The sequence below is a fragment of the Duncaniella dubosii genome (assembly GCF_004803915.1).
GTDB classification, from domain to species: domain Bacteria; phylum Bacteroidota; class Bacteroidia; order Bacteroidales; family Muribaculaceae; genus Duncaniella; species Duncaniella dubosii.
On sequence record NZ_CP039396.1, the window covers coordinates 3,410,351 to 3,434,778 of the forward strand.

General features: G+C 48.2%; 18 protein-coding genes and 1 riboswitch. Of the genes, 10 read left to right on the forward strand and 8 right to left on the reverse strand.

Features of this window, described 5'->3' with window-relative positions; genetic code table 11:
• Positions 1-21: 21 nt before the first annotated feature.
• Complete coding sequence (locus E7747_RS15140; protein ID WP_136416840.1) at positions 22-2,262, reverse strand: TonB-dependent receptor; 2,241 nt, start codon at positions 2,260-2,262, stop codon at positions 22-24.
• A riboswitch (TPP riboswitch) is annotated at positions 2,251-2,376 on the reverse strand. It overlaps the preceding gene by 12 nt.
• A gap of 341 nt (positions 2,377-2,717) precedes the next feature.
• On the opposite strand from E7747_RS15140, the gene E7747_RS15145 reads away from it, so the two are divergent.
• Positions 2,718-3,947 carry an ISAs1 family transposase gene (locus E7747_RS15145; RefSeq protein WP_228449113.1) on the forward strand — a complete coding sequence of 410 codons (1,230 nt, stop codon included), beginning with the start codon at positions 2,718-2,720 and terminating at the stop codon, positions 3,945-3,947.
• A 256-nt stretch (positions 3,948-4,203) separates the two neighbouring features.
• On the forward strand, positions 4,204-7,257 hold the full coding sequence (locus tag E7747_RS15150; RefSeq protein WP_136416841.1) for a PEP/pyruvate-binding domain-containing protein: 3,054 nt from the start codon (positions 4,204-4,206) through the stop codon (positions 7,255-7,257).
• A gap of 110 nt (positions 7,258-7,367) precedes the next feature.
• Here E7747_RS15150 and E7747_RS15155 read toward each other — a convergent pair whose 3' ends face one another.
• Positions 7,368-8,177, reverse strand: coding sequence for a porin family protein (locus E7747_RS15155; protein WP_168185373.1), 810 nt, complete (start codon positions 8,175-8,177; stop codon positions 7,368-7,370).
• A 39-nt stretch (positions 8,178-8,216) separates the two neighbouring features.
• Positions 8,217-9,353 (reverse strand): PCMD domain-containing protein, encoded by a 1,137-nt coding sequence (locus E7747_RS15160; protein WP_123615032.1) that lies wholly within the window; start codon positions 9,351-9,353, stop codon positions 8,217-8,219.
• Between the two features lie 406 nt (positions 9,354-9,759).
• On the opposite strand from E7747_RS15160, the gene E7747_RS15165 reads away from it, so the two are divergent.
• Positions 9,760-11,199, forward strand: a complete 1,440-nt coding sequence (locus tag E7747_RS15165; protein WP_136416843.1) for a calycin-like domain-containing protein — start codon at positions 9,760-9,762, stop codon at positions 11,197-11,199.
• Positions 11,200-12,119: 920 nt separating this feature from the next.
• Here the strand turns inward: E7747_RS15165 and E7747_RS15170 are convergent.
• Both E7747_RS15170 and E7747_RS15175 read right to left on the reverse strand, forming a co-directional pair.
• Positions 12,120-13,655 (reverse strand): DUF6377 domain-containing protein, encoded by a 1,536-nt coding sequence (locus tag E7747_RS15170; protein WP_136416844.1) that lies wholly within the window; start codon positions 13,653-13,655, stop codon positions 12,120-12,122.
• Positions 13,656-13,919: 264 nt separating this feature from the next.
• A complete protein-coding gene (locus E7747_RS15175) occupies positions 13,920-14,354 on the reverse strand; it encodes a DUF4293 family protein (RefSeq protein WP_123615029.1) in 435 nt (144 codons plus the stop codon).
• A 156-nt stretch (positions 14,355-14,510) separates the two neighbouring features.
• Between E7747_RS15175 and surE the strand changes: the two genes are divergently transcribed.
• Positions 14,511-15,278: a 5'/3'-nucleotidase SurE gene (gene surE, locus E7747_RS15180; protein ID WP_123615028.1), complete on the forward strand. Its 768-nt coding sequence runs from the start codon at positions 14,511-14,513 to the stop codon at positions 15,276-15,278.
• Between the two features lie 75 nt (positions 15,279-15,353).
• On the opposite strand, the gene E7747_RS15185 is transcribed toward surE, so the two are convergent.
• Genes E7747_RS15185 through E7747_RS15195 form a run of 3 tightly spaced genes read right to left on the reverse strand, consistent with a single transcriptional unit; the run spans position 15,354 to position 18,196 of the window.
• On the reverse strand, positions 15,354-16,379 hold the full coding sequence (locus E7747_RS15185; protein WP_136417139.1) for a glycosyltransferase family 2 protein: 1,026 nt from the start codon (positions 16,377-16,379) through the stop codon (positions 15,354-15,356).
• A complete protein-coding gene (gene mtaB, locus E7747_RS15190) occupies positions 16,376-17,710 on the reverse strand; it encodes a tRNA (N(6)-L-threonylcarbamoyladenosine(37)-C(2))-methylthiotransferase MtaB (RefSeq protein ID WP_136416846.1) in 1,335 nt (444 codons plus the stop codon). Before mtaB ends, E7747_RS15185 begins: the two co-directional genes overlap by 4 nt.
• Before the next feature lie 15 nt (positions 17,711-17,725).
• Positions 17,726-18,196: an Lrp/AsnC family transcriptional regulator gene (locus E7747_RS15195; RefSeq protein ID WP_123615025.1), complete on the reverse strand. Its 471-nt coding sequence runs from the start codon at positions 18,194-18,196 to the stop codon at positions 17,726-17,728.
• 324 nt (positions 18,197-18,520) lie between these two features.
• Between E7747_RS15195 and E7747_RS15200 the strand changes: the two genes are divergently transcribed.
• From E7747_RS15200 to E7747_RS15225, 6 genes are all read left to right on the forward strand, one after another.
• Complete coding sequence (locus tag E7747_RS15200) at positions 18,521-21,526, forward strand: putative LPS assembly protein LptD (protein WP_136416848.1); 3,006 nt, start codon at positions 18,521-18,523, stop codon at positions 21,524-21,526.
• A 146-nt stretch (positions 21,527-21,672) separates the two neighbouring features.
• A complete protein-coding gene (locus E7747_RS15205) occupies positions 21,673-22,188 on the forward strand; it encodes an outer membrane beta-barrel protein (protein ID WP_136416850.1) in 516 nt (171 codons plus the stop codon).
• Between the two features lie 31 nt (positions 22,189-22,219).
• Complete coding sequence (locus E7747_RS15210; RefSeq protein WP_123615022.1) at positions 22,220-22,456, forward strand: hypothetical protein; 237 nt, start codon at positions 22,220-22,222, stop codon at positions 22,454-22,456.
• A 252-nt stretch (positions 22,457-22,708) separates the two neighbouring features.
• A complete protein-coding gene (locus E7747_RS15215) occupies positions 22,709-23,269 on the forward strand; it encodes an RNA polymerase sigma factor (protein ID WP_123615021.1) in 561 nt (186 codons plus the stop codon).
• 75 nt (positions 23,270-23,344) lie between these two features.
• Entirely contained in the window at positions 23,345-23,812 is a 468-nt protein-coding gene (locus tag E7747_RS15220) for a hypothetical protein (RefSeq protein WP_123615020.1), read from the forward strand.
• Positions 23,813-23,892: 80 nt separating this feature from the next.
• Positions 23,893-24,354 carry a Spy/CpxP family protein refolding chaperone gene (locus E7747_RS15225; RefSeq protein WP_123615019.1) on the forward strand — a complete coding sequence of 154 codons (462 nt, stop codon included), beginning with the start codon at positions 23,893-23,895 and terminating at the stop codon, positions 24,352-24,354.
• Positions 24,355-24,428 lie beyond the last annotated feature (74 nt).

Sequence of the window (24,428 nt, forward strand, 5' to 3'; positions counted from 1 at the left end):
ATAGCAAACAGTCTATTATTATCAGAAACGAAGAGTGGCGGTGGCCATTACATGGGTCGGCGCTTGAGCAGCATAGCCCGCATAGCGGTAAATCACCTTTTCACCATCGACAACCGTATATCCGGCACCGGCATAACCATTATTGAAATATTTCTTGTCAAAAAGATTATAGACAGAAAATCCTATGCGCATCTCCCTCACACCATGAAAATTCCTGAACGTGTAGCCAAGATGGAGATCCGACACGAAATAAGAATCGAGTTTCGCTTCCTCACTGCGAGCATTGTTCATGTATTGCTCTCCGACATAACGGCTCTGGAGAGAGGCATCAGCTCCGCGATAGTTGAAATTAAACGCATTATTAAAGATAATGTCGGGCGAAAAGGCTATTGGCGTGTCGCCGAGAGAGAACGAAATAGGATTTGTCCACTCATCCTCATAAATGTATTCCACAAAATCCTTTATGCGGTTGCGCGAAAGGGTGAGATTGCAAGTCCAGTCAAACCATACGCAAGGCTTGAAAGCCCCCTGTAGCTCCACTCCCGCCCGATATGAATCAGGAACGTTGACGCTGATCGGATTGCCTGTGTCGGAGAGTTCGCCTGTCGCCACAAGCTGGTCCTTATATAACATGTAATACAGGTTGATTCCTACAGAAAACAACTTGCGGTTAAAGGTATAGCCAAGCTCGAAATCGTTCATCCGCTCCGACTCGGGACGATGAACCGGATCGCCGTCGGTAAAGTTATCGCGCGTAGGTTCTTTCTGAGCGACAGCCCACGACGCAAACGCACGGTGACTGCCGGAAGTAAAGTTCACTCCGAGTTTCGGATTAAAGAAATCCCACCGACGGTTGACATCAAGCACTGCCGGAGCGGCGATGTTCCAGTCCCAGTTGTCAGATTCACCTTTTATAGTATAATGTATATGGCGATACTGCAAGTCGGCGTATGCCGAAAACCGGCTGTCGATCTCATAGTTTGCCCGAAGGAATAGATTGGAATCAAATTTACGGCCGCGATTGTCGTAATACTTCTGCAACGGATCAATCGGCCCGATGTAGTTACGCACCCATTTCACCTGCCCGAAATGATGTCCGTCAAAATCAGTGACAGCACCGCCAAGCAAAAGATTCAAGCCGTCGCGGAGATAATTAAGGCTCAGCTGTCCTCCATAAAAATCATTCACATTGTTTTTCAGACGGATCAGGTCGGACTTGCTGACGGTGTTGCCTTCAGCATCGACAAAAGGCTTCAGCCCATACTCCTCAAGCGTGCGCCGGGTCTTGTACTGGTCGTAATACCCGTTGTCGGCAGTATAGTGAAGAGCCACATTGAGATGAAGATAGCTTCCTAAACGCTGATGAAGCAACAGTTGGAAATGATGCTGGATATAATTGTCGTACTGGTCGGGATAGTAGGCCCGCCGACCGTTGTCATCGGTATATTCGCCACACGGATTGTAGCGTCGCCCGAACTCTTCCATCTGCTCCTTCGAGGCATAATCCCAAGCCATATAAGTCCTCTCCTTGCCACCGAACGCAAGCAGCCGGACAGTGGTATTATAGGAAGAATAGGCGGCCTGCCCAAAATAGCTCCACAGCTCCGAAGAAGCACGCTCGATATAGCCGTCAGATCCGAGATGACTGAGCCGCGCATCGAAGCTCCAGTGGTTTCCTACCAGACCCGACCCTACTCGAAAAGTCTCACGGTTGGTATTGTATGCGCCGTATGCGCCTGACAGTTCCGCATAAGCATCCTCCGATGGAGCATCTGTAACCATATTGACACTCGCGCCGAACGCACCAGCACCGTTTGTCGATGTTCCAGCTCCGCGCTGAATCTGGACATCCCGTAACGACGAAGCAAGGTCTGGCATATTGACCCAATAGACATTGTGGCTTTCAGGATTGTTGATAGGAATACCATTGGCTGTCACATTTATTCGCGAACCATCCGTTCCACGGATACGCATTGACGTGTAGCCGACACCTCCGCCCGCATCGGAAGTGGTAGTGACCGAAGGGGTCATCTGTAGAAGGTAAGTCATGTCGCGACCGTCATTGTTGCGCATCAGCTCACGTTTGCCGACATTCGTAAACGCTACAGGCGTTTTGGCTGTAGCGCGGTTGGCCACAACTTCAACATGGTCAAGCACAAGACTCAAAGAATCATCCTCCACGCCGGCTTCCTGAGCGGCCGCGGAGGAATGAAGGCTGATAGTCCCTGTAAGGACCATCGCCGGGAAAAGCAATTTTTTCATAATTTTTCTCTACGCCGGTATTACCCGGATCAGGTTCAAAGGGTATAATCTCAGACCTGTCTGCCTGATGCGGCAAAACGCATCCGGCCAAGACGGACACCCCTAAATCTATTAAAATAATCTATGTAATCGTACTCTTACGGATAGATGCGCCTCTCAAGGCTGAAACCGTGAGCAGAAACCGTCGCAACGGCCTCTTCCTGAATTTCACTGCAAAGGTAGTAATTTACGCCGTTATTCCACAATAAATTCACTCTGACAATCACATTTACCCACGGCTCTTTCATTTAAGAATACGTTGCACACTCAATGAATGTGCTATTTTATAGAGGGCATCCTGCGTGTATAGATGTGACTATTTCCCTGATTATTAATAAAATAAGCATTCATAAAATTTGGCCAAGCGGCAGATTTTTAGTAACTTTATAGGTGAAAATCAAATAGTTACGCAAAAAATGGATCCGCTTGACCAAAAACATTCGATTGAGGCACGTAAGCCCAATCATGCCGCAAAAGTACTAAATAAATTCATACCACAGGGCAGTATCCTGGAACGCCTGATGAATTTTGCCTGGTCAGTCCCTGATTTCCGTAGGTGTGATAAAGGAAACATCCGTCACCGGCTCAGTGACATCATCATTCTGATGATACTGGGACGGACCTGCGGGTATGTCGGACGTGCTGATATAATAGCGTTCGGCAGACACAATCTCAAAAAACTCCGTAAAATGGGTCTACTGAAGAATGGAATCCCTTCGGAGGCTACCCTTTGTCGGGTGGAGAACGGTGTCGACGATTTATCCATGGCCGACAGGATGCAGGCGTTCGCCGAGGGCTTCCGCAATGAGCTGCTTAAGGCGTGCCGCGACAGGGAAATAGTCTGTGTGGACGGTAAGGCCGAGCGTGGCACCGTTCAGGAAAACGGGCGCAATCCGGATATTGTGTCGGCATATTCTTTCAATGCCGGCATTACAGTGGCAACGGAAGCATGTCAGGAAAAGAGCAACGAGATAAAGGCAGTCCCGGTACTGATTGACAAAATCGACATATCCGGAAAGATCGTAACCGCAGACGCCATGTCCATGCAGAAGGAGATAATCGACAGAATCAGGGAGCAAGGCGGTGACTTCCTGATAGAACTCAAGGCCAACCAGCGCTCCCTGCGCTACGGCGTGGAAGACAGACTTGAGGGGCTCACGCCCGTCTATTCATATACCGAAGGGCCGGAACTCGGACACGGCAGAATCGAGACCCGGACTTATCGTGTCTACGACGGGCTTGAAGTCATAGCAGACAAGGAGAAATGGGGCGGCAATATGACGATAATAGAATATGAAGCCGACACGGTAAGGAAGTCAACAGGCGCGCATACCTCCGAAAAAAGGCTGTATGTGAGCAGTCTGCCAACCGACACGCCCGCTCTCGGGGCATATGTGCGAGACCACTGGTCGATAGAGAGCATGCACTGGGGGCTGGATGTCAATCTCCTGCAAGACAGGATCAAACGTAAGTCGTCTAAAGCTGCCCGCAATCTTGACACCATCCAGAGAATAGTCCTCTCGGTATTTTCAATATGGAAAGGGCTTCGCAAAAAGCGGTCGGACAAAAGAAAAGGAGTGGCAGAGCTCATGAGGCATGTCTCAATGAGCTTTACTAAACTCATGCGGTTCCTGTGCCAAAAATGAAAAAATTAAGATTTTGACAAAAAGATAAATCCCTGACATACAACATCAATAAAATTACCCGATTCGAAATGAACCGGGTAAGGGAAGATATGTCTCTATTTTTTGTCTTAAATGAAAGAGCCGTGACATTTACCCGACATTTACAACGAGCCAAATCAAAATCAGGCTCTTTTATCGGCAATCAGTGTAAAAATCTCATTGTTTTTAACTAAATTTGCGACACATAAGTAACTTAACCATATTTATCCAATCAGCCATGACCGACGACGAAGCACTAAGCCAACTCTACTTCAAGGATACGGCTTTCGAGAATCTCATGCAGAAACGCATATTCAATGTCCTGCTCATAGCATCGGCCTACGATGCGTTCATGATGGAGGAAGACGGCCGTGTCGAGGAGCAGCTCTATTTCGAGTACACAGCCCTCAACCTCTCCTCCCCGCCACGAGTGACACGCGCGTTAAATTCGACCGAGGGAATCGAAATTATGAAAACAAAGAATTTCGATCTGGTCATCATGATGCCGGGCAATGACGTAAGCGAGACTTTTGCCGGAGCGCGACGCATACGCGAGCTCTATCCCGAAATGCCCATCATCGTGCTTACACCTTTCTCAAAAGAGGTTTCACGCAGACTTTCCAACGAAGACTTCACAGGAATCGACTATGTGTTCTCATGGCTCGGCAACGTGGATCTGCTGCTCGCCATAATCAAGCTGCTTGAGGACAAGATGAACGCTGACAATGACATAAACGGAGTCGGGGTGCAGATGATTCTGCTTGTCGAGGACTCGGTAAGATTCTATTCGTCGGTACTTCCGATTGTCTACAAATTCATACTAAAGCAATCGCGCGAATTCTCCACCGAGGCGCTTAACGAGCATGAACAGATGCTCCGTATGCGAGGCCGTCCAAAAGTGATGCTTGCCCGCGACTACGAGGAAGCTCTTGAGCTATATGACCGCTACAGCGACCATATATTAGGTGTGATCAGCGATGTCTCATTCATGCGCGAAGGCAAGAAAGATCCGAAAGCCGGTATCAGGCTTGCCCGCGAGCTACGCGAACGCGACCCCTATCTGCCACTGATCATCGAAAGCTCTGAAAACGAGAATGCACACGATGTCTCGGAGGTTGGAGGAACATTCATTGATAAAAATTCAAAGAAATTCCCGGTAGACCTCGGAAAAGCAATCATCAACAATTTCGGGTTCGGCGATTTCGTCATCCGTAACCCCGAAAGCGGCGAAGAAATATTTCGGATAAAGTCGCTCAAAGACCTTCAGAAAAACATTTTCGACATCCCGGCCGAAGCGCTCTACTGGCATGCGTCGTTCAACGACATCTCCCGCTGGCTCTATTCACGCGCCATGTTTCCGATCGCCGAAGTCATAAAGCACCACCGCTTCCGCGACCTTAAAGACGCACCCCAAGTGCGCAAGCTGTTCTTCGACCTCATCGTGAAATACCGCAAGATGAAAAACCGTGGTGTGGTCGCTATTTTCCAGAAAGAACGTTTTGACCGTTACTCAAACTTCGCACGCATCGGACAAGGCTCGCTCGGAGGCAAAGGCCGCGGTCTGGCATTCATCGACTCCATAATCAAGAAAAATCCTGTCTGCGACAACTTCGACGGCATTTCCATAACAATTCCGCGCACAGTGGTGCTCTGTACCGATATCTTCGACGAGTTCATGGAGAGCAACAAGCTCTATCCCATCGCACTGAGCGATGCTCCCGACGAAGAAATCCTCGACCATTTCCTCAAAGGCAAACTGCCACGGAGGATCAAGGACGATCTGCTTGCTCTCTTCGAAGTTGTCGACACACCGATAGCCGTCAGAAGCTCAAGCCTTCTTGAAGATTCCCACTATCAGCCATTTGCCGGAATCTATTCGACATATATGGTGCCCAAGGTAAGCGACCCGGAAGAAATGCTGCGGATGGTCACAAGCGCCATCAAAGGTGTCTATGCCTCTGTGTTCTATTCCGACTCGAAGGCATATATGACCGCCACATCCAATGTCATCGACCAAGAAAAAATGGCCGTGATTCTGCAGGAAGTCGTCGGACGTGAAGTCGAAGGCTATTATTTCCCCTCATTCTCTGGCGTAGGGCGTTCGCTCAACTACTACCCTCTCAACGATGAAAAGCCTGAGGACGGAGTGGCCGAGGTTGCAGTCGGTCTTGGAAAATATATAGTCGACGGCGGTCTTGCGCTCCGTTTTTCTCCACGCCACCCTGAAAACGTACTGCAGACATCGGAACTGTCGCTCGCCCTGCGCGACACCCAGACACGCATGTATGCGCTCGACATGAAAGGCGATGCCAGAGAGACAAGCATTTCAGGTCAGAAAATCGACAAACCGGCATCAGCGCCCTCGCTCAGTGTCGATGACGGTTACAATGTGGCAAAACTCAGGGTGCAGGATGTTGCGGAAAAAGGCGCGCTCAAATACATGGTGTCGACATTCGATTTCCGCGACAACGTTATCCGCGACAGTGATTTCGGCGAAGGCCGACGAGTCGTCACATTCAACAACGTTCTGAAGCACAAAGCTTATCCACTTGCCGAATCTGTAGATTTCATGCTGACGACCGGGCAGGAAGCAATGCAACGCCCCGTCGAAATCGAATTTGCAGGCATGATAGGTCCAGACCCAAAGATGATCGGCCCGGGCGAAAAGCACAAAGGTCGTCTGTACTGGCTGCAGATCAGACCTATAGTCGACCGTAAGGAAACCGTCGACGAGGCTCTCATGGCTACACCCGACGAGAAGTTGCTGCTGAAATCAGGCACGGCGCTCGGACACGGCAACATCGAAGGGGTTAACACAGTGGTCTATGTACGGCCGGAAAAATTCTCATCGTCAAACAATTCTCTCATCGCACGCGAAATCGAGAAAATCAACCGTGGATTTCTCGACCGCGAAGAGCGCTACATTCTAATCGGACCCGGCAGATGGGGTTCGTCGGACACATCGCTCGGCATCCCGGTGAAATGGCCCGCAATATCGGCCGCTCGACTGATTGTCGAGTCTTCTCTGCCAAACTACCGCATCGAACCAAGCCAAGGCACTCATTTCTTCCAGAATCTCACATCGTTCGGAGTGGCATATTTCACCATCGACACCAACGCACACAAAAAAGAGGGTGACCCCGTCACCGATCTCTACGATGTGGAATTCCTGAACTCCCAGCCGGCAGTCTACGAAAGTGATTTTGTCAGAATAGTCACATTCCAGACACCGCTTGCCATAGGTGTCAACGGACTGAAAGGCACAGGAGTGGTAGTGAAACCGGAAGTCTGAACCTATCATTCCGAAATCAATGAAAATAGACATGGGTATGTGTCGCAAAGCAAGCGGGCACGTACCCATGTCTATTTATATATAATGTGTTTATTTCTGTTGGAAAGGCATCAGAAAATATACCCGAACCCTACGTTAAGGTAGATTGGATACATATTGAATGAAACCGTCTTGAACGAGCGCACGAAAATATCATTCAGTCCCCATGTGAGATTGGCGTTTACCGACAGCCGCTTCAACACATGCCATGAGCCTCCAAGCTGCAGTCCCCACTGAAACTTGCGCAATTCACTGCCAAAATCATAAGTGGCCTTGGCATCGTCTTCAAACGAAACCTTGTTTCCCGTCGGATCACCCTCGCGGAGATAGCCGTCATGGACATATCCGTCGAATTCGTTACTGAAAGCATAGGCAAGATACGGGCCGAAATTCAATTTCCATCGGTCATTTATCCTATAGACAGCAGTAATCGGTATAGTCAGCTGCTGGGTATGATATTTTGTCTGTACCTTGCCTGTCCACTTTCCGCTTAGCTTTTTTCCGTCCTGAATAATCTCCATGCCATAGTTTTTCACGTTGGCATTCGTCTCCATGCCTTTTGTCTCAAAGCGGAATCCGCTGGCCACGCCCCATTTTTTGTCCTGTCCGAACCATTTTGTGACAGTTGTACCAATCTGCAGATTCAGATGCGGGCTATAGGAGTTTATCTGACGGATTTCAGCCGGAAGTGGCATGGGCGATGCACCACCGATATTCACACCGGCATTAACCTCATATTCAAGTCCGAGAATCACCGACTTGTAGATGTCGCCCGGACGGTCGGATTGAGTGAAATCCTCCTTGTTTACATCTGACCGGGCAAAGCCGTGGAGCGAAGCGCAAACCGTTACAGCAAGGCAAATATATTTCCTGATATTCATAATTATATACATTTTTAAGCATCGGGAGCAGTCTTCCCGTCAATCACATTTGAGTTCAAGTTCGTCCACACAGAGTGTGCTGCCTACAGCTCCCGAGAAATAGTCACCGTCAATACTTGATGTCATGACTATTGTTATGCTGTAGATACCGTTTTCAAGCTTGTCGGGGTCGATAGTCTTACCGTCACGGAACACGAATGGAAGATGGAAGTAAGTCCATTCCTCTGTTGCCTGACGCTGTTCGTCCGACAGGCGGGCCACTGCAATAATATTGGGATTGTCATCGGAAAGCACATTAGAACCGTCAAGCCACTCCATTTCAGGAGTCGATTCGTAGAACACGGCATAAATGTTACACTCATCCACCTTACCCTCAACAGGCTCAAGCTTGTTTGACTCGTTCAACCGCTGGTAGACCTCTCCGGGCTTATATTTATAATAACCGCTGAAGTAGCGCGGTACGCTTGAAAACGGTGTTCCGAACTGAGTAGCCTTCAATGGGGTGGCAACCGCTATCGTCACGTTGAACTTGCCTATGAACAGGTTGCCGGCGGCAATAGGCTTGTTTACCATCGCCCCCCAAGCACCGGTCGAACGTGTGACCATTTCCACACATTTTCCAACATAGCCATCATTAGCCTGAAATGTCGGATAGGTTTCAGGAGGCTTCGTTCCGTTGGTCATGGCAAACCCGGCATTGCCGCTCGCCCATATCATGGTGTCGCGCTGATGGGTTGATTCATTGATGCTGACATCAAGGAACTCATCATACTTTCCACCCTGCATCGAATTGACGATTCTCACATCCTCAAATCCATATTTCAGGTTTATAGCATTGTTGCGCTGCACGGTGACTGTGTAAGCCTTGCTCCATTCACCGTCCTCCGAAGTCACAACGTAGGTCTGCGGCTCGGTGAAATCACGCTCTGTACCGCTCGCGGGCTGAATGGTAGCTCCCGGCGTAAGCTCGAACTCAGGTGCAAGCTCTGTTATGTTGACATAATTTTTCACAATAAGTGTGACACGGTCATTCTCGATGATAGGCGTACGGTTTAGCGCATCATCGGGCAACACGACACCGACGATATCACACTCAGCATTGAGGGGCTCTTTTTTTATGCACGATGCCATAGCCAACATCATGCCAAGCACTAAAAGCCAGTTGATTAATTTCATATTCTGATTGGATTTTATTCGAGCCGGACACCGCAAAACCGACACGACCCGCATTCCAGACACCGGCAGGGCCGCAATAAACACAAAAGATGGTCGACGATTTCCGATAGTTCGGCAATATCGTTACAAAATTACGAAAAAACACATATAGATATGCAATTTGTGCCATTTTTTCATCATAAATTGGGCATTTCCGCCAAAAAATTATCAAAAAATATCTAATTTTAGGGAGAATTGTAAATAATCATTAACTTTGCAGCGGAAATTTATTAAATCTGATTCATTTCCATATAGTACACATTTCTTGAATGTCTGATTTTTACGCAATACATTTCTCCCACAGTGTCCGTAAAATCTCTCTCGTTTCCAACTCTTAATAGACAAATCAATTATAATCACTGATTTTATGAAATTACTTTACAAAACCTTGCTCAGCACCATGCTGGTAAGCCCTCTGTGTGTCAATATGTACGCACAGCAGCAGATTCCAAACTCCGGCTTCGAAGGCGGATGGAGTGATTGTGTTCCTTGGACATTCTACGTCAGCGAGGACAAACATGGAGAAGCAAGCGCAGTTGTCGCAGGCAAGAATCCGAACGGATGGGTCATCTCCAATGTCGCCGGTATGGCTTCTTATTACGACGGCTTGGCAAGCGGACTCGGCACTACCGTGGTTGGTGATTCTGTAGAAGGCTTCAACTCAAAATGCGCCGTCAAACTGACAAATACCCCCAATCCATTCATGGATGCCCAGATTGTCCCCGGCTACGTGACACTCGGAACAACATGGTCCACAGCATATCCCGGGTTCGACGTCTCAGCCGGTGGAATGGTAATCAACAACAGTGACGGTGGCTCTTTCGGCGGCATCGAATTCAACGGACGCCCCACAGGCATCGAATTCATGTACAAACGCAGCCGCGGAGAAGACAAACCAGCTGAAAAATCTACAGTCGTAGCATATCTATGGAAGGGTCACTGGACTCAGAAAGATGTACCGGCCGTGGTTTATATGGCAGGAGAGCCTGTATGCGCTGATATGACAGACCGCGACCGCTGCATTCTTGGAATGGATATGACCGGCTGTCAGGGCGGCGAAGTCAGCAAGAGCGACGATGCCGAACTTATCGCCGTGATTAATGCTGAAATCACCGAAGATGCTTCTGAATGGACTAAATTCTCTGCCACATTTGACTACAAGTCAGATGCGACCCCTGAAATGATTAACATCATCATCGCTGCCGGCGACTACTTCGGAGGAGCATCCGTAGTCGGCAAAGACAACTCAATCACCGTTGACGATGTAAAACTCATCTATGCCGAAAATGACAAGAATGTCTACTCAGGCGTGCTGAATATCGACATGATGGGCAATGCTCTTGCCACCAATAAGCCTGCGACCATCGAAATCACACCTGCAGGAGAAGGCAAGTGCACATTCACTCTCCCGAATTTCGTGCTTGAAATGCCCGGAGCAGAACCTATGGTTCTCGGCGATATCGTGGTTAACGATGTCACCACTTCAGAAGAAAACGGAACGACTGCCTACAATGGCGAGGTAAAAGGCTTGCAGCTTGCCGGTGGCTCAATTGTCGCCGATGTGACACTCAACGGTACTATCTCAGGCAACAACGTAGTGATGAATATTGATGTAATGTGGTCTGGAATTCCTATCAAGGTAACCTTCACTTCCACAACTTCAGGCATCAACGACATCAACGCCGATCTCAACGCACCAGTTGAATATTTCAACATTCAGGGTATGCGCGTCGACGCCGACAACATGACCCCCGGCATCTACGTAAAGCGTCAGGGCAACAAAGTCAGCAAGATTCTTGTGAAATAAATCACACACATAATCTTCAAATAAAAAACGCTGCGACATCACGAATGGATGTCGCAGCATTTTTTTATTGCACATGCAGGAGACCCCTACGAAAAATAAAACTCCGTCTGCTTCTCACGAGGCCGACGGAGTAATTCTGTTTAAACACTTAGCATAATTAACGAATAATCTTCACTTAAATACGTGATATTATCACAATCCAAAAACTGATTAAAATTTTACACATTGCAAAGTTAGCCCATTGTCAAGCACAAAGAATGCACTTTATCGTATCTTCTAAAATGAATCTCAAAATATTTTATAATATATCGCTGATTTAAAGCACATTTCAAACCATATCTTTTCTTTTTTATATAAACTACAGTACAACTTCAAACTTAACAAACAGCATATCTTATATAACATTTAATGCACCTGCCGGCATTTGCGCGAATAACCAAAACCCTCAACCCGACCCGTAGGCCAAGTCTGCAACCGCCATGACAGATTGGAGTCCGGCTCCGCGATGCTGTAAACACATAGGTCTGGCCGCATCTCAGCTTGCCCCAAATAAAAAAGAGCGGCCTTCATCACGAGGACAGCTCTCAACAGAATCTAACGTAGTTTAAAATAGTTCTTCTAAATCTAACAAAAAACAAATCTTTAATACCTATTACATCTAAATCTTACCTATGTTTATTTTATAATCTCTTTGTGGAAAGTATCAATGGTGATTTTAATATTATAATGCAAAGATATAGGCTTTTTCATCCCGACGCAATAGCCCCACGGCCAAATATAACTCATAAAGCGACTTTTACAAATATTAAAGACTATGAATCAATCAATTGACCCATAGCCTTACTTGCTTAAATATAAGTGGCATCAAAGGCGTTAAAAGCTCATGATACAATATTCTGACACATATAATAAATATTGAATCATACAATAATACCGATTTTCATGACATCGGCATCAAATGTATCGCGACGGATAGCCTTGTTCCGTAGCTTGTTTCGATAGGTATAGACCGTATTTAGAGTAACACCCAGAAAACGCGCAACCTGAGCAGTGTCGTCAACGCCAAGACGCGTAAAGGCAAGCACGCGGAGTTCGGTTGTAAGCACATTTTTCGCCGGTGTCACAACGCGCTTTTCCGGTGCGAGAAGAGCATTCACGTCATTGATAAACGTAGGATAGATTGCAAGAAAGGCATCATCGAAAATGTCGTCAAACTTCTTTCGCTGCTCATCAATCATCTTTCCGCTCTTGATGATATTGAGCAGATCGTCGACCTGACCGGCGGCAAGCTTGCGACGGGTGATGCGGTTAAACTCTTCAAGCCCCTCCATATAGCTTGATGAAAGGTTCATGAATTCTGAGATATAAGCCTCTTTCGACTGGTTGGCCTTTGCAAGCTGCTGTTTGATCCGTTCAAGTTCCCGGGTGCGCCGTCGCTTGCTGCGATAAAGATTCCAAAGCAGCAGAGCTACTCCACACAGACACACGATAAGCCCTACGAGCATTATGAATGTCGTACGCTCCTGCTCGCGCAACGCCTGCGACACAGGCATCAGAGCTGCCGAAATCATCATACTGTTTGTCTTGGCCCCTCCGGCCAACGCCTCTTCAAGCGCTACCGAAAGATAATTATGCGCTCTTGCAAGATCACCCGCATCATAAAGAGCCACGCCAAGACGGATGAGAGCTGTCCCATGCCTATCGCCCGCACGCACATCGCGCAAAGCGGCCTTGGCAAGGTTGGAAACAGCCTCGTCGGTTGCTCCAAGCACACATTGACGGCCTCCGAGTGCAGTCAGAACCATCGAATAATTCCCATAGCTTTCAGGGATTTCCTCTGAAAGATCCATGAGACAGGCAAGAAACATTGCATCATTGCCCTGTGCGAAATACATCATCGCAAGATTAAGCCTCGCATCATATGAATCCGTTGGAAGTGCGGACTGCAGCTCCTTGGCATATTTAAAACCCGGCTTTATATAATTGTCGCGCATTGCCGTCCCTTCAAACACCTCTGCCATTGTATAGTAGAGATTTCTGCCAACCTCATAAAATAAGGCTCTGTTTTCCGGATATACGCCTGATTGTGCCACATTAACTATATCATTCATCGCGTCGGGTGTCGAGCTGAGTTTACACAACTCAGTCGCGCGCTTGATGAGGAAACGCTGGGCCATGACGGAATCACCGACAGACATAGCAGCCTTAAAGCCTTGCGAAAACATGACTATTGCTGAATCGGCATTCAGGCCGCCTTGGAGATCGCCGAGTTCGAGATAACGGCTCACCGGCCCGAGCGAATCGGCGAGCAACAGGACTTTTACGGAATCAGCCTTATTCTGACGCTTTGATGTATAGTCATTACGACGCGTAAGTTCACTATCCAGCTGTTCAAGCAGTTCACTGCTATCAGACAGACGGGTCTCAGAAGCCGATATTGGAAAAACGGCTGACAAAATTACAATTATACCTATGACAAAGCCTTTCATTCGGAATGTAGAGATGTTACTATTAAACCAAGCCTAAAGATTATCCGGAGACAGACCATCCACGGATTTCAGGCCGGTGCGGTGTGAGGGTTACTGATTGTGATAAATGTAAAGAGAAGAATAAGAGGTTCGAGGCAAAATGTCTACAAATGTATCATTAAAAAACGTCCCTGCCAAACGGCAGAGACGTAAATTTCCGAATTGTAGCCCCATTGGGGACAGGGCGTTTTTTTAACGGAGGCGATTGTAGGAGTTTAACAGTTTGATATCACGTTTTATAGCCCCAAGGCCAAGAATTTCAAACGCCACGGCTATCGGCAATAGGATATCCCATACCGAGAAATCAGCGTCAAGCCCCTCAGATCCGGCTTGCTTGAAAAGGATGAAACACACAACCGCAATGCAACATAAAGTCAGCAGTAAAGAGATAGTAAGGACCTTCCGCTGAAGCGCGATATTACGATAAAGAAAAATGTCGACTATAAGCAGGATGATAGTAGCTGCGACCGGAATCAGAAGGCCATATTCATACATGGTGTAGAGTTTTTCCGACACAGCGGGCTGAGCGGTAAGATCATGGACTGCGCCGTAGGGGACTATTAGGAATATAGCCATGGCCACCATAGCGAGAAAGATGTAGACAGTCTGAATGCGTTGTATCTGCATAGCTTAATAGTTTTTAGAATTGATTTTGAAGTTACGGTGTCTCTGATAGTGACTTATTTTTGTCAAAAGTACTAAAAATTTAACAATCCGGCATACGATTAGTTGGCATTTTATCGTAATTTTGTCAAAAATATACACACGACAATCGAACGAATTATGGATAAACGCCCGCTCATACTTATTACTAACGATGACGGACTCGGAGCACGAGGACTCGAACATCTGGTCAGAATAGCCGTCAGGCTCGGAGATGTGGTCGTTGTAGCCCCCGACACGCCTCAGTCCGGGAAGTCATCGGCAATCACCGTAAACACTCCGCTCTATGTCAACGAGCATGCCCCGATTGACAGCGCAAAGGTATTCACTACAAGCGGAACCCCTGTCGACTGCGTCAAGCTCGCGATGTTCGCCGTACTCGACCGCAAACCCGATCTTCTGCTATCAGGCATAAATCATGGCTCAAACTCCGGTGTCAACAATATTTACTCAGGGACAATGGGCGCTACAATGGAAGGATGCACTCTCGGAATTCCGTCAATCGGTTATTCGCTCCTCAGCCACTCTCCTAACGCCGATTTCGATCCGACGACTCCTTTCATCGAGGAAATCACGCAGAAAGTCATCAATCATGGGCTTCCTGATGGAATCTGTCTCAATGTAAACTTTCCGGCTAAATGCACCCCGCTCGGCCTTAAGGTGGTCAGAGCCGCCAAAAGCCACTGGACCGAAGAATATGCCACCTATGCTACTCCACACGGCAAGACTTTCTACTGGCTAACCGGCAAACTATTCAACGAAGAGCCCGACAACCCCGAAACCGACGAATATTGGCTCGCACGTCAATATGGCACGGTCGTCCCCATCCGACCCGCCCAATCAGCCACTGACCAGATTCCAACGATAAGCCGGATCTTAGGGCTGTAGACAACACATATTTTATTAATGTATATACAAAAAGCCACGCATGCCATCTCAATGATGTGAATGCGCGGCTTTTGTTTATTTCTGCAAATCTGAAAAACGCTTGTGGCCTTTCATGAAATATTCGGTCAGGATATTCACTTCTCCGTCAAGAAGATCGACCTTAGCGTCACACCTGTCATAAAGCCGGCACATCCTTCTGTAGTCACGATGTGCCTTTAAAACAGCCGACGCATTTTTCAGATCGAATCCCGCAATAAATTTGCACCAAGCCATCGCATCGAGAATCCGTCGCCACAGCAGACGCTTCGTTCTGACACAGGCAGGAAGATTCTTGTGGAGCATCAGCAAATTGTTGCGGAAATTCAGATATGTCTTTTTAGGGTTCGATGCCGGAAGGCTTCCACCGCCGAGATGATAGACATGCGATTCAGGAATTGCCCACACCTGCCGCCCGGCAAGCCGGATGCGCCAGCACAGGTCAATCTCCTCCATGTGGGCGAAAAACTCACGGTCAAGCCCTCCAAGACGCAGATACAGCTCATTGTCAACCATCAATGATGCCCCCGAGGCCCACATCACCTCCATCGGAGTGTCATATTGCCCCTTGTCAGTCTCTACTGTATCAAAAATACGTCCACGGCAATACGGATAACCGTTACGGTCGAGGAAACCGCCCATCGCACCGGCATATTCAAATTCAGTCGGAGTTATGAGCGACAGCAATTTCGGCTGAAGCGCACCCGCCTCCGGATGCGACTCCATGAACCGCCACATAGGTGTCAGCCAGTCATCATCGACCTTCACATCCGAATTCAGAAGCACTGTGTATTTATAATCAGCCCTCACACGGCCGACTGCAAGATTATATCCCTCTGCGAAACCGTGGTTCTCGCTGAATTCAATACGCTTAACCTGCGGGAATTCATCGCGAAGCACCTCAAGTGATCCATCGGTCGATCCGTTGTCAGCCACAATGACATCTGCTATATCAGACGGTGTGTGCCTTACGACCGACGGGAGATATTCTCGCAGAAACCGGGCGCCATTCCAGTTGAGTATTATGACCGCGGCACGATTTTCTTTAGCCACCGGTCCGCTCATAGACACACTTCTCCTTCCGACTCCTCACCTTCGGGGTGCATCGAGACTATGCGCACGTCGCAGATGGTGTTCGACAATTCCGGTTGAGGCTTAATGTTCACACGCAGATAATTATCCGTAAACCCGGCCATTGAGCCGTCGAGACGGGGATGCTCGGCAAGCATCGGCCTGACAGTCCCTATAAAACGCTCAGTGAATTCTTTCAGCTTCCGTTCGGAGATGGCAAGCATGATGCGTGTGCGGCGGTGCTTCTCCTCCTGACTGACCTCATGGTCAATGTCGAGCGCCCGTGTGCCGGGACGTTCACTATAGGTAAACACATGCAGGCGCGAGATAGGCAGCGAGTCGACAAACGCTCTTGACTCTTCAAACCGTTCAAGCGTCTCCCCTCTCGCACCCACTATAAGGTCCACACCGATAAAGGCATCAGGCATCACCCGCCTGATGTGTTCGATTTTGCTTCGGAACAATGCCGTGTCATAACGCCGGCGCATTAGCCGCAACACCTCGTCACTGCCACACTGGAGCGGGATATGGAAATGAGGCATGAACCGACGCGACTGCGCTACGAAATCAATAAGCTCATCGGTCAGCAGATTCGGCTCGATTGACGAAATACGGTAACGCTCTATGCCTTCGACCTCATCGAGACGCCGGCAAAGCTCAATGAAAGTCTCGTCAGTGCCTTTGCCGAAATCACCGATATTCACACCTGTGATGACTATTTCCTTGCCACCCTCGGCTGCGACCTCGCGTGCCTGCGCGACAATCTCGTCGATCGAGCCGGAACGGCTGCGACCACGGGCCATCGGAATAGTGCAATAGGAGCAATAGTAGTCACATCCGTCCTGCACCTTGAGGAAATAGCGTGTACGGTCTCCGCGAGAGCACGAAGGGCTGAAACGCCTGATATCCTTGGTGGGGGTTATGAATGTCGCCCCCTCTGTCTCGTCGGCCTCACCTTCGGCAAGCACCTTGTCGAGATAGTCGGCGAGTTCAAGTTTACGGTCCGTGCCGGCTACAACAGCGACTCCGGGCAATGCCTTGACTTCATCAGGTTTAAGCTGTGCATAACAGCCTGTGACGACAATTCGCGCATCAGGATAGCGACGCGCGAATGAACGGATTGCCTGACGGCATTTTTTATCGGCTATATCAGTGACACTACAGCTGTTGATGACCACATAGTCGGGCACATCGCCTTCATGTACACGCTGTATGCCTTTCGATGCAAAAATGCGGGCGACAGTTGATGTCTCGGCAAAATTCAGCTTGCACCCGAATGTGTGGAACAACGCCGTCTTACTGCCGAATGTATTCTTGTCTATCAAATCTATAACGTTTTTTTATTCCATGTTTTCATGCAGAATCGGAATCGGGCGTTTAAACACCTCTTTAAAAGAGATTAGTGTTTCCGTACGTCCGATACCTAGACGCAGTTTTTTGTGGATCACTTCAAGAAGATGCGCGTTATTATGGGCGAATATCTTGGCAAACACATCATAGCTGCCGGTGGTGAAATGGCAGTCGACAACTTCGGGAATCGCCTTCAGGCGCTCAACGACTTCATCGAACTTTGTGGGGTCATTGAGGATAAAACCTATGTAGGCGCATGTCTCATAGCCAACCGAAGGCGGATCGATGATGGTCTCAAACCCACGTATAATGCCAGAGGATGTTAGTTTTTGTATGCGCTGGTGTATGGCCGCTCCCGAAACATTGGTTTCCCGCGCAATTTCGAGAAATGGCTTGCGCGCATTATTGGAGAGCATCTCAAGAATCTTGAAATCAAGAGTATCGAAGTGTTGTCGTGACATCTAATAAAAAAAATTGGTAATCGCTATCGAAAGCGAATGTTACTTATGCGGTGCAAAATTACACAAAAAATTACAATCAGTAATCAGCACGGCCATATAAATTATAATTTTCAAGTCCACTTTATTTTCCGCTATAAGCGGTCTATGGTCCGGAATCCAATGATTTCACATTAATTAAATGTCACAAAGCCTGCGCACAAGTTGCCTATATTGGGATTATATTATATCTTTGCACCGATTTTCCACAAGTTAACGGTAAAATCATTGCCGTTGTCACATTGACTGACGGCAATATGAATCGAACATTATATCTAAGGTGCGAATTTGAGATCTTCTCACATCTACATAGTTGCTTTAGTGCTACTATGCGCCCTCTCGATGGGCGCATTCCCACGTCAGGTCGACCCTGATTCTGTCGCAGTCCCTTCCGGACCGCTTCCCGCTGTGACTGATTCGGCGGAAAGCATGTCCGCGCGTCCGCATTCCGACTCTCTGTCACGCCTTCTGCAGCGTCGCATGACAGCCAGTCCCGACACAGAACTGCAGTCCTCTTCACGGTCTGCCGTTATGGACCGCACTCTGCTGCCGGCCGACTCCGCACAATATCCCGACTCGGCCTCTGCGATCGCCGGCGATTCACTCGGCTACGCCGCTGATTCGGCTACATCCGTAATAAACCGACACACATATGTGGCCGACACCACGCGCCGCCGACGTCTGAGTCGCACGCGAATAGCACCGCCTGAAAAAGGCTCGCGGATTGTCCGATCGAAAGTCGACCTTGACAACGCCGTCGACTTTTCAGCCAAAGACTCCCTTGTGCTCTACGGACGCAACAACGCATATATGTATGGCAGCTCCAAAGTGGAATACGGCACTCTGAAGCTTGACGCGCAGGAAATCCAGATGAATCTTGACAACTCTACGGTCTACGCCATCGGAGGCATAGACTCTATCGGCGACGCATTCGGGACACCGGTCTTCGAAGACAACGGCACAAGCTATGAGTCGGAGACAATGCGCTACAATTTCAAGACCGAACAAGGATTCATCACCAATGTCAAGACTCAGCAGGGCGAAGGATATGTGGTGGGCGGCCAGACCAAAAAGGTCGGCGAAGACACATATTATACGCAAAATGCCAAATACACCACATGCGACGACCATGACCATCCTCACTTCTATCTCCAGATGACGAAGGCTAAGATGCGTCCGGGCAAAGATGTGGTAAGCGGCCCTGCCTACATGGTGCTCGCCGGACTTCCACTCCCTCTTGCAGTGCCGTTCGGCTACTTCCCATTCTCCGAAAAATATTCGTCGGGCATCATCTTTCCATCGTTCGGCGACGACTACAACCGTGGCTATTATCTGAGCAACGGAGGATATTACTTTGCCATCAGCGACAACATGGACCTTGCGCTAACAGGCGAAATCTACACCCTTGGCTCATGGGGTCTGCGTGCAAACTCCGCCTACGTGAAACGCTACAAGTATTCGGGAAATTTCAACATATCCTATCTTCAGACCGTCACCGGCGACAAGGGAATGCCCGACTATTCCAAATCGACCAACTTTCAGGTCCTCTGGAGCCACAGTCAGGATTCCAAGGCCAATCCCAACATGAGCCTCTCGGCGAGTGTCAACTTCACTACAAGCGGATATACACGCAACGACCTGAATTCATACTATTCCAACGACTTCACCCAGAACACAAAGAGCAGCACTGTCAACATGACCTACCGTTTCCCCAACTCGAAATGGTCACTGTCGACCACCGCCAATGTCTCGCAGCGTTCACAAGACTCCACTCTTGCGGTCTCGTTCCCGAACTTCACACTTACAATGTCGCAGGTCTATCCTTTCAAACGCAAACGCGCGGTCGGCGAAGAAAAATGGTATGAGAAAATCAAGCTCTCTTATTCGGGACAATTCAACAATTCACTGACAGCGAAACAAGACGAGTTCTTCAAGAAGAGCCTCGTGAAAGACTGGCGCAACGGCATGCGCCACAGCATCCCGGTAAGCGCTACGTTCAACCTCTTCAAATATCTCAATCTCACGCCATCCATCAATCTCACCGACCGCATGTATACTACAAAGGTGCGTCGCCAGTGGGATCCTAACGCATCGGCCGAAGTGCTCGACACCACATACAGTTTCTATAATGTATGGGACTTCAACGCCGCAGTGGCCCTTGATACAAAAATCTACGGCTTCTTCCAGCCGCTGCCGTTTCTCGGCGACAAGGTGAAAATGATACGCCACGTCCTGACACCGACCATATCCTTCTCAGGCGCTCCCGATTTCGCGTCACCGTTCTTCGGCTACTACGGCAACTATCAGTATCCCGACGCTCAGGGCAACATGCAGACACGCACCTATTCCTACTTCCCGAATTCACTGTTCGGCGTACCGGGTCAGGGCAAAACCGGAGCGCTCAGCATATCGCTCGCCAATAACCTTGAAATGAAGGTCAAGTCTGACAACGACTCCATCGGGGAGAAAAAAGTCTCGCTGATAGAAAACCTGACGCTCTCACAAAGCTACAACTTTGCCGCCGACTCGATGCGATGGTCAAACCTCAACACATCCATCATGCTCAGACTCGTCAAGAATTTCAATCTTAACCTGTCGGCGACATGGGATGTCTACACCTACGCGCTCAATGCCGCAGGAAATCCTGTCAGGGTCAACAAGCTCCGTATTTCCGAAGGCAAAGGCTGGGGCAAGCTTTCAAGTACCGGCACTTCGTTCAGCTACACATTCAACAACGACACCTTCAAAAAACTCTTTGGCAGAGACAAGGACAAAGATAAGAACAACGATAAGAACAACGACAAGAACAACGACAAGAACAACTCCATGGACCAGAATTTTGCCGAAGATACGTCAGACTATCAGGGTAGCGACAAACGCAAAAGCAAAAAAAGTTCAAATATGGAGTTTGACGACGACGGTTATATGAAATGGTCTGTCCCGTGGAATCTGACGTTCAACTACTCGGTCAACTACGGCTACGGCGAGTTTGACTACGACAAGCTTGAATACAAAGGCAAGATAACCCAGAACCTCTCGTTCTCAGGCAACATCCGCCCTACTGCCAACTGGAATTTCGGATTCTCCGCGAGCTATAACTTCGACACAAAAAAACTTGCCTACATGAACTGTAATATATCCCGCGACATGCACTGCTTCACCATGCGGGCAAGCTTCGTCCCTGTAGGTCCGTACAAGAGCTACAATTTCCATATTTCGGTCAAATCATCACTTCTCGCCGATCTCAAATACGATAAACGGTCATCATACTCAAATGGCGTCAGCTGGTATTAAACAAAATTCATACTTCAATTGTTAATTAATGTGACGGAAAGCAAATGCTGCCGTCACATTAATTTTTTGCTCCACTGCCACCTCCTCCTCAACCACCTGACACGTTTATCATCAACTATTATTACTTACATTTAACAACAACAGTAATGAAAAAAATTCTTCTTATCATGTGTGCCGTCATCGGGATGGCCATTAGTGCACATGCTCAAAGAGCACAGCTTCAAATCGGTTATGGCGGCTACACACAGATGGATGCGACCGACATGCACGACGGTGGTACAATCAACAACGCATGGGGCGCTCTTACAGCCGGTGTCAACTTCAAGGTTGCTCCAAGCTTCTATCTCGGAGCGAGCTACACATTCTCAAGCGCAAGCTACAAACATGAGGACGATGCCAACGCCTACTACCATGTAATCATGCTCAACGGCCGTTATGACTATTACCGCAACAGCATTGTCAAGCTCTATGCCCATCTGGGAGTCGGTGTCGACATCACTCACATCACCGTCGACGACTGGTCAGAGAACAAGGCTTACTTCGCATTTCAAGCCTCTCCCTTAGGAGCGGAGGTTGGTCTCAGCCGAGTGACAAGCTTCTTCGGCGAACTCGGCTTCGGCGCACAGGGCCTTCTCCAAGTCGGTTTCCGTTTCAATCTTTAAAAAGCCTGACCGATAAACATATCAAGATCCAATGAGCGACAGAATCTCTTACGAAGAACGGAAAGATCTACCCGACAGCGTATACGGGCTGCCGGAACGGCGCGAGTATCCGATGCCGGATGCCGCACATGTCAGAGCCGCTGAAGCATATTTCAGATATTGCCCGGAAGATATGAAGCCAAAACTGGCCAAGGCCATATTGGAACACGCACGCGAATACGGAGTTGACGTTGAAAGCCCGACCGTACTGTCCTACGCCAACGAATAGAGAATAATCATCCACGTGATTTTATCCACACTGCGGATGGAGCTCGCCACGGCCACTATATGACCCGGACAAGGCTCCATCCGCACTACACATTATCTATACCATATTTCATTTCCCACACGGCCATATTCAGCAAGACAGACTCAAACCGCAGAATTGGCATTTTAACAACTATTATGCGTTTTTATTAGGGATAAATCTGTTTTTTCAATACTTTTGTAGAAATTAGTGCTATTAACCCACCCAATCCTTATGAGCAAAGAGGCAAAACTTGACGATGAAAAACTTGTGGAACGCCTGAGAGATCCTTCGACGTGCCGCGAGGCTTTCGGCGACCTTATCAAGACCTACTCCGAACCGCTCTATCGCCAGATACGACGCACGGTCCAGTCTCACGAGGATACTGACGATATTCTGCAAAACACCTTTCTGAAAGCATGGCAAAACATCGAAAATTTCAGAGGCGATGCAAAACTGTCGACATGGCTATATAAAATAGCCATCAACGAGAGCCTTTCATTCCTTGAAAAAGAACGCAAAAGACGCGGACTCTCACTCGACGACGAGGAATCCGGAATGATATCCCTTATTCAGGCCGACACCAACATCGACGGCGACAGGCTTGCACAGAGACTGCGTGAGGCCATAGCCACCCTCCCTGAAAAACAGCGCCTCGTTTTCAATATGCGATACTACGACGATATGAAATATGAACAGATGTCGGAAATAATGGGGACATCGGTCGGAGCTTTGAAAGCATCTTACCACCTTGCCGTCAAAAAAATCGAACAATTTTTCGAAGATAGCGATTAAACTTCACGACCTTAGAAGAGTCTAACAGTTAAAATAGGCAAAACAAGTCCTTAAGCTTCAAAAAAACAGACACCGATGAAAGATATATTAACAAAAGTCGACCGAAACGACGGAATGACCGTTCCAGATGGTTATTTCGACGATTTCGCGGCTAAAATGATGGCTTCGCTCCCTGAAAAGGAATGGGAGAGCCCGGCATCCAAGGTGATGCCGAGGTCATTCTGGCAGAAGGTCAGGCCCTATGTCTACCTTGCAGCCATGTTTATGGGTGTATGGTGCATGATGAAGATGTTTGATCTGATGCGCTCCGACTCATACGGCCTTCAAATCGAAAATAACCCCGTGATGACAGCTGCAATAGGCAACGACCATTTCATCAATGACTATTTCATCAATGAATGTGATGTCAACGACTATCAGCTCATGGAAGACCTCTACGAGACCGGTTTTGACCCGGAAGAGACCGACATGGGAATGGTGGTAGACGTGGCCGATTCAGTCTCTTTGCCCGATTCACCTGAATTTCCGCTCTCTGAAATCTAAAAAACATTAAAGTCATCTTTCAGAATATCTACTACACATTCTTCTGACAGACAAACCTCAGCAACTATTCCAACATTCCTATGAAAAAGATTGCCCTTTCACTCATCCTCATCCTTTCCACGATTATCTTGCCTCTAAGCGCCCAGACAAGACCATCCGGCCGTGAACGTGAAGTATGGATGAAAGAAATGCAGCAGTACAAAAACGACTTCATAGCAAAAAAACTTGTCCTGACTGATGAGCAGAAGGCTAAATTCCTCCCGCTTTACACAACTATGGACGAGGAAATACGCAAAGCGCAGGGCGAAACGGAAAAGCTCTACCGCCAGACCCTGAAAAAAGACAGCAAGGCCACAGATCTTGAATATGAGAAAGCTGCCGAAGCTGTCTATGAGCTTAAAGGCCGGGAGAATGAAATAGAGATGAAATATTTCAAGGAATTCAAACAGATTCTCACTCCACGTCAGCTCTTCCAGCTTAAAGACGCCGAGCGTGATTTCACGCGTGAGCTTATGAAACAACACCGCCGGCGGCGCAAATAAGACGCAACCACTCCACGCCACCGATAAAAATTTTCATATACACGATATTAAAATTTCATGTCAGTATTTTACAG

Bases quoted from the DNA above. Each gene is read 5' to 3' on its own strand.
- E7747_RS15140 (WP_136416840.1), bottom strand. From the start codon at position 2,262: ATGAAAAAATTGCTTTTCCCGGCGATGGTCCTTACAGGGACTATCAGC.
- E7747_RS15145 (WP_228449113.1), top strand. From the start codon at position 2,718: ATGGATCCGCTTGACCAAAAACATTCGATTGAGGCACGTAAGCCCAAT.
- E7747_RS15150 (WP_136416841.1), top strand. From the start codon at position 4,204: ATGACCGACGACGAAGCACTAAGCCAACTCTACTTCAAGGATACGGCT.
- E7747_RS15155 (WP_168185373.1), bottom strand. From the start codon at position 8,177: ATGAATATCAGGAAATATATTTGCCTTGCTGTAACGGTTTGCGCTTCG.
- E7747_RS15160 (WP_123615032.1), bottom strand. From the start codon at position 9,353: ATGAAATTAATCAACTGGCTTTTAGTGCTTGGCATGATGTTGGCTATG.
- E7747_RS15165 (WP_136416843.1), top strand. From the start codon at position 9,760: ATGAAATTACTTTACAAAACCTTGCTCAGCACCATGCTGGTAAGCCCT.
- E7747_RS15175 (WP_123615029.1), bottom strand. From the start codon at position 14,354: ATGCAGATACAACGCATTCAGACTGTCTACATCTTTCTCGCTATGGTG.
- surE (WP_123615028.1), top strand. From the start codon at position 14,511: ATGGATAAACGCCCGCTCATACTTATTACTAACGATGACGGACTCGGA.
- E7747_RS15185 (WP_136417139.1), bottom strand. From the start codon at position 16,379: ATGAGCGGACCGGTGGCTAAAGAAAATCGTGCCGCGGTCATAATACTC.
- E7747_RS15195 (WP_123615025.1), bottom strand. From the start codon at position 18,196: ATGTCACGACAACACTTCGATACTCTTGATTTCAAGATTCTTGAGATG.
- E7747_RS15205 (WP_136416850.1), top strand. From the start codon at position 21,673: ATGAAAAAAATTCTTCTTATCATGTGTGCCGTCATCGGGATGGCCATT.
- E7747_RS15210 (WP_123615022.1), top strand. From the start codon at position 22,220: ATGAGCGACAGAATCTCTTACGAAGAACGGAAAGATCTACCCGACAGC.
- E7747_RS15215 (WP_123615021.1), top strand. From the start codon at position 22,709: ATGAGCAAAGAGGCAAAACTTGACGATGAAAAACTTGTGGAACGCCTG.
- E7747_RS15220 (WP_123615020.1), top strand. From the start codon at position 23,345: ATGAAAGATATATTAACAAAAGTCGACCGAAACGACGGAATGACCGTT.
- E7747_RS15225 (WP_123615019.1), top strand. From the start codon at position 23,893: ATGAAAAAGATTGCCCTTTCACTCATCCTCATCCTTTCCACGATTATC.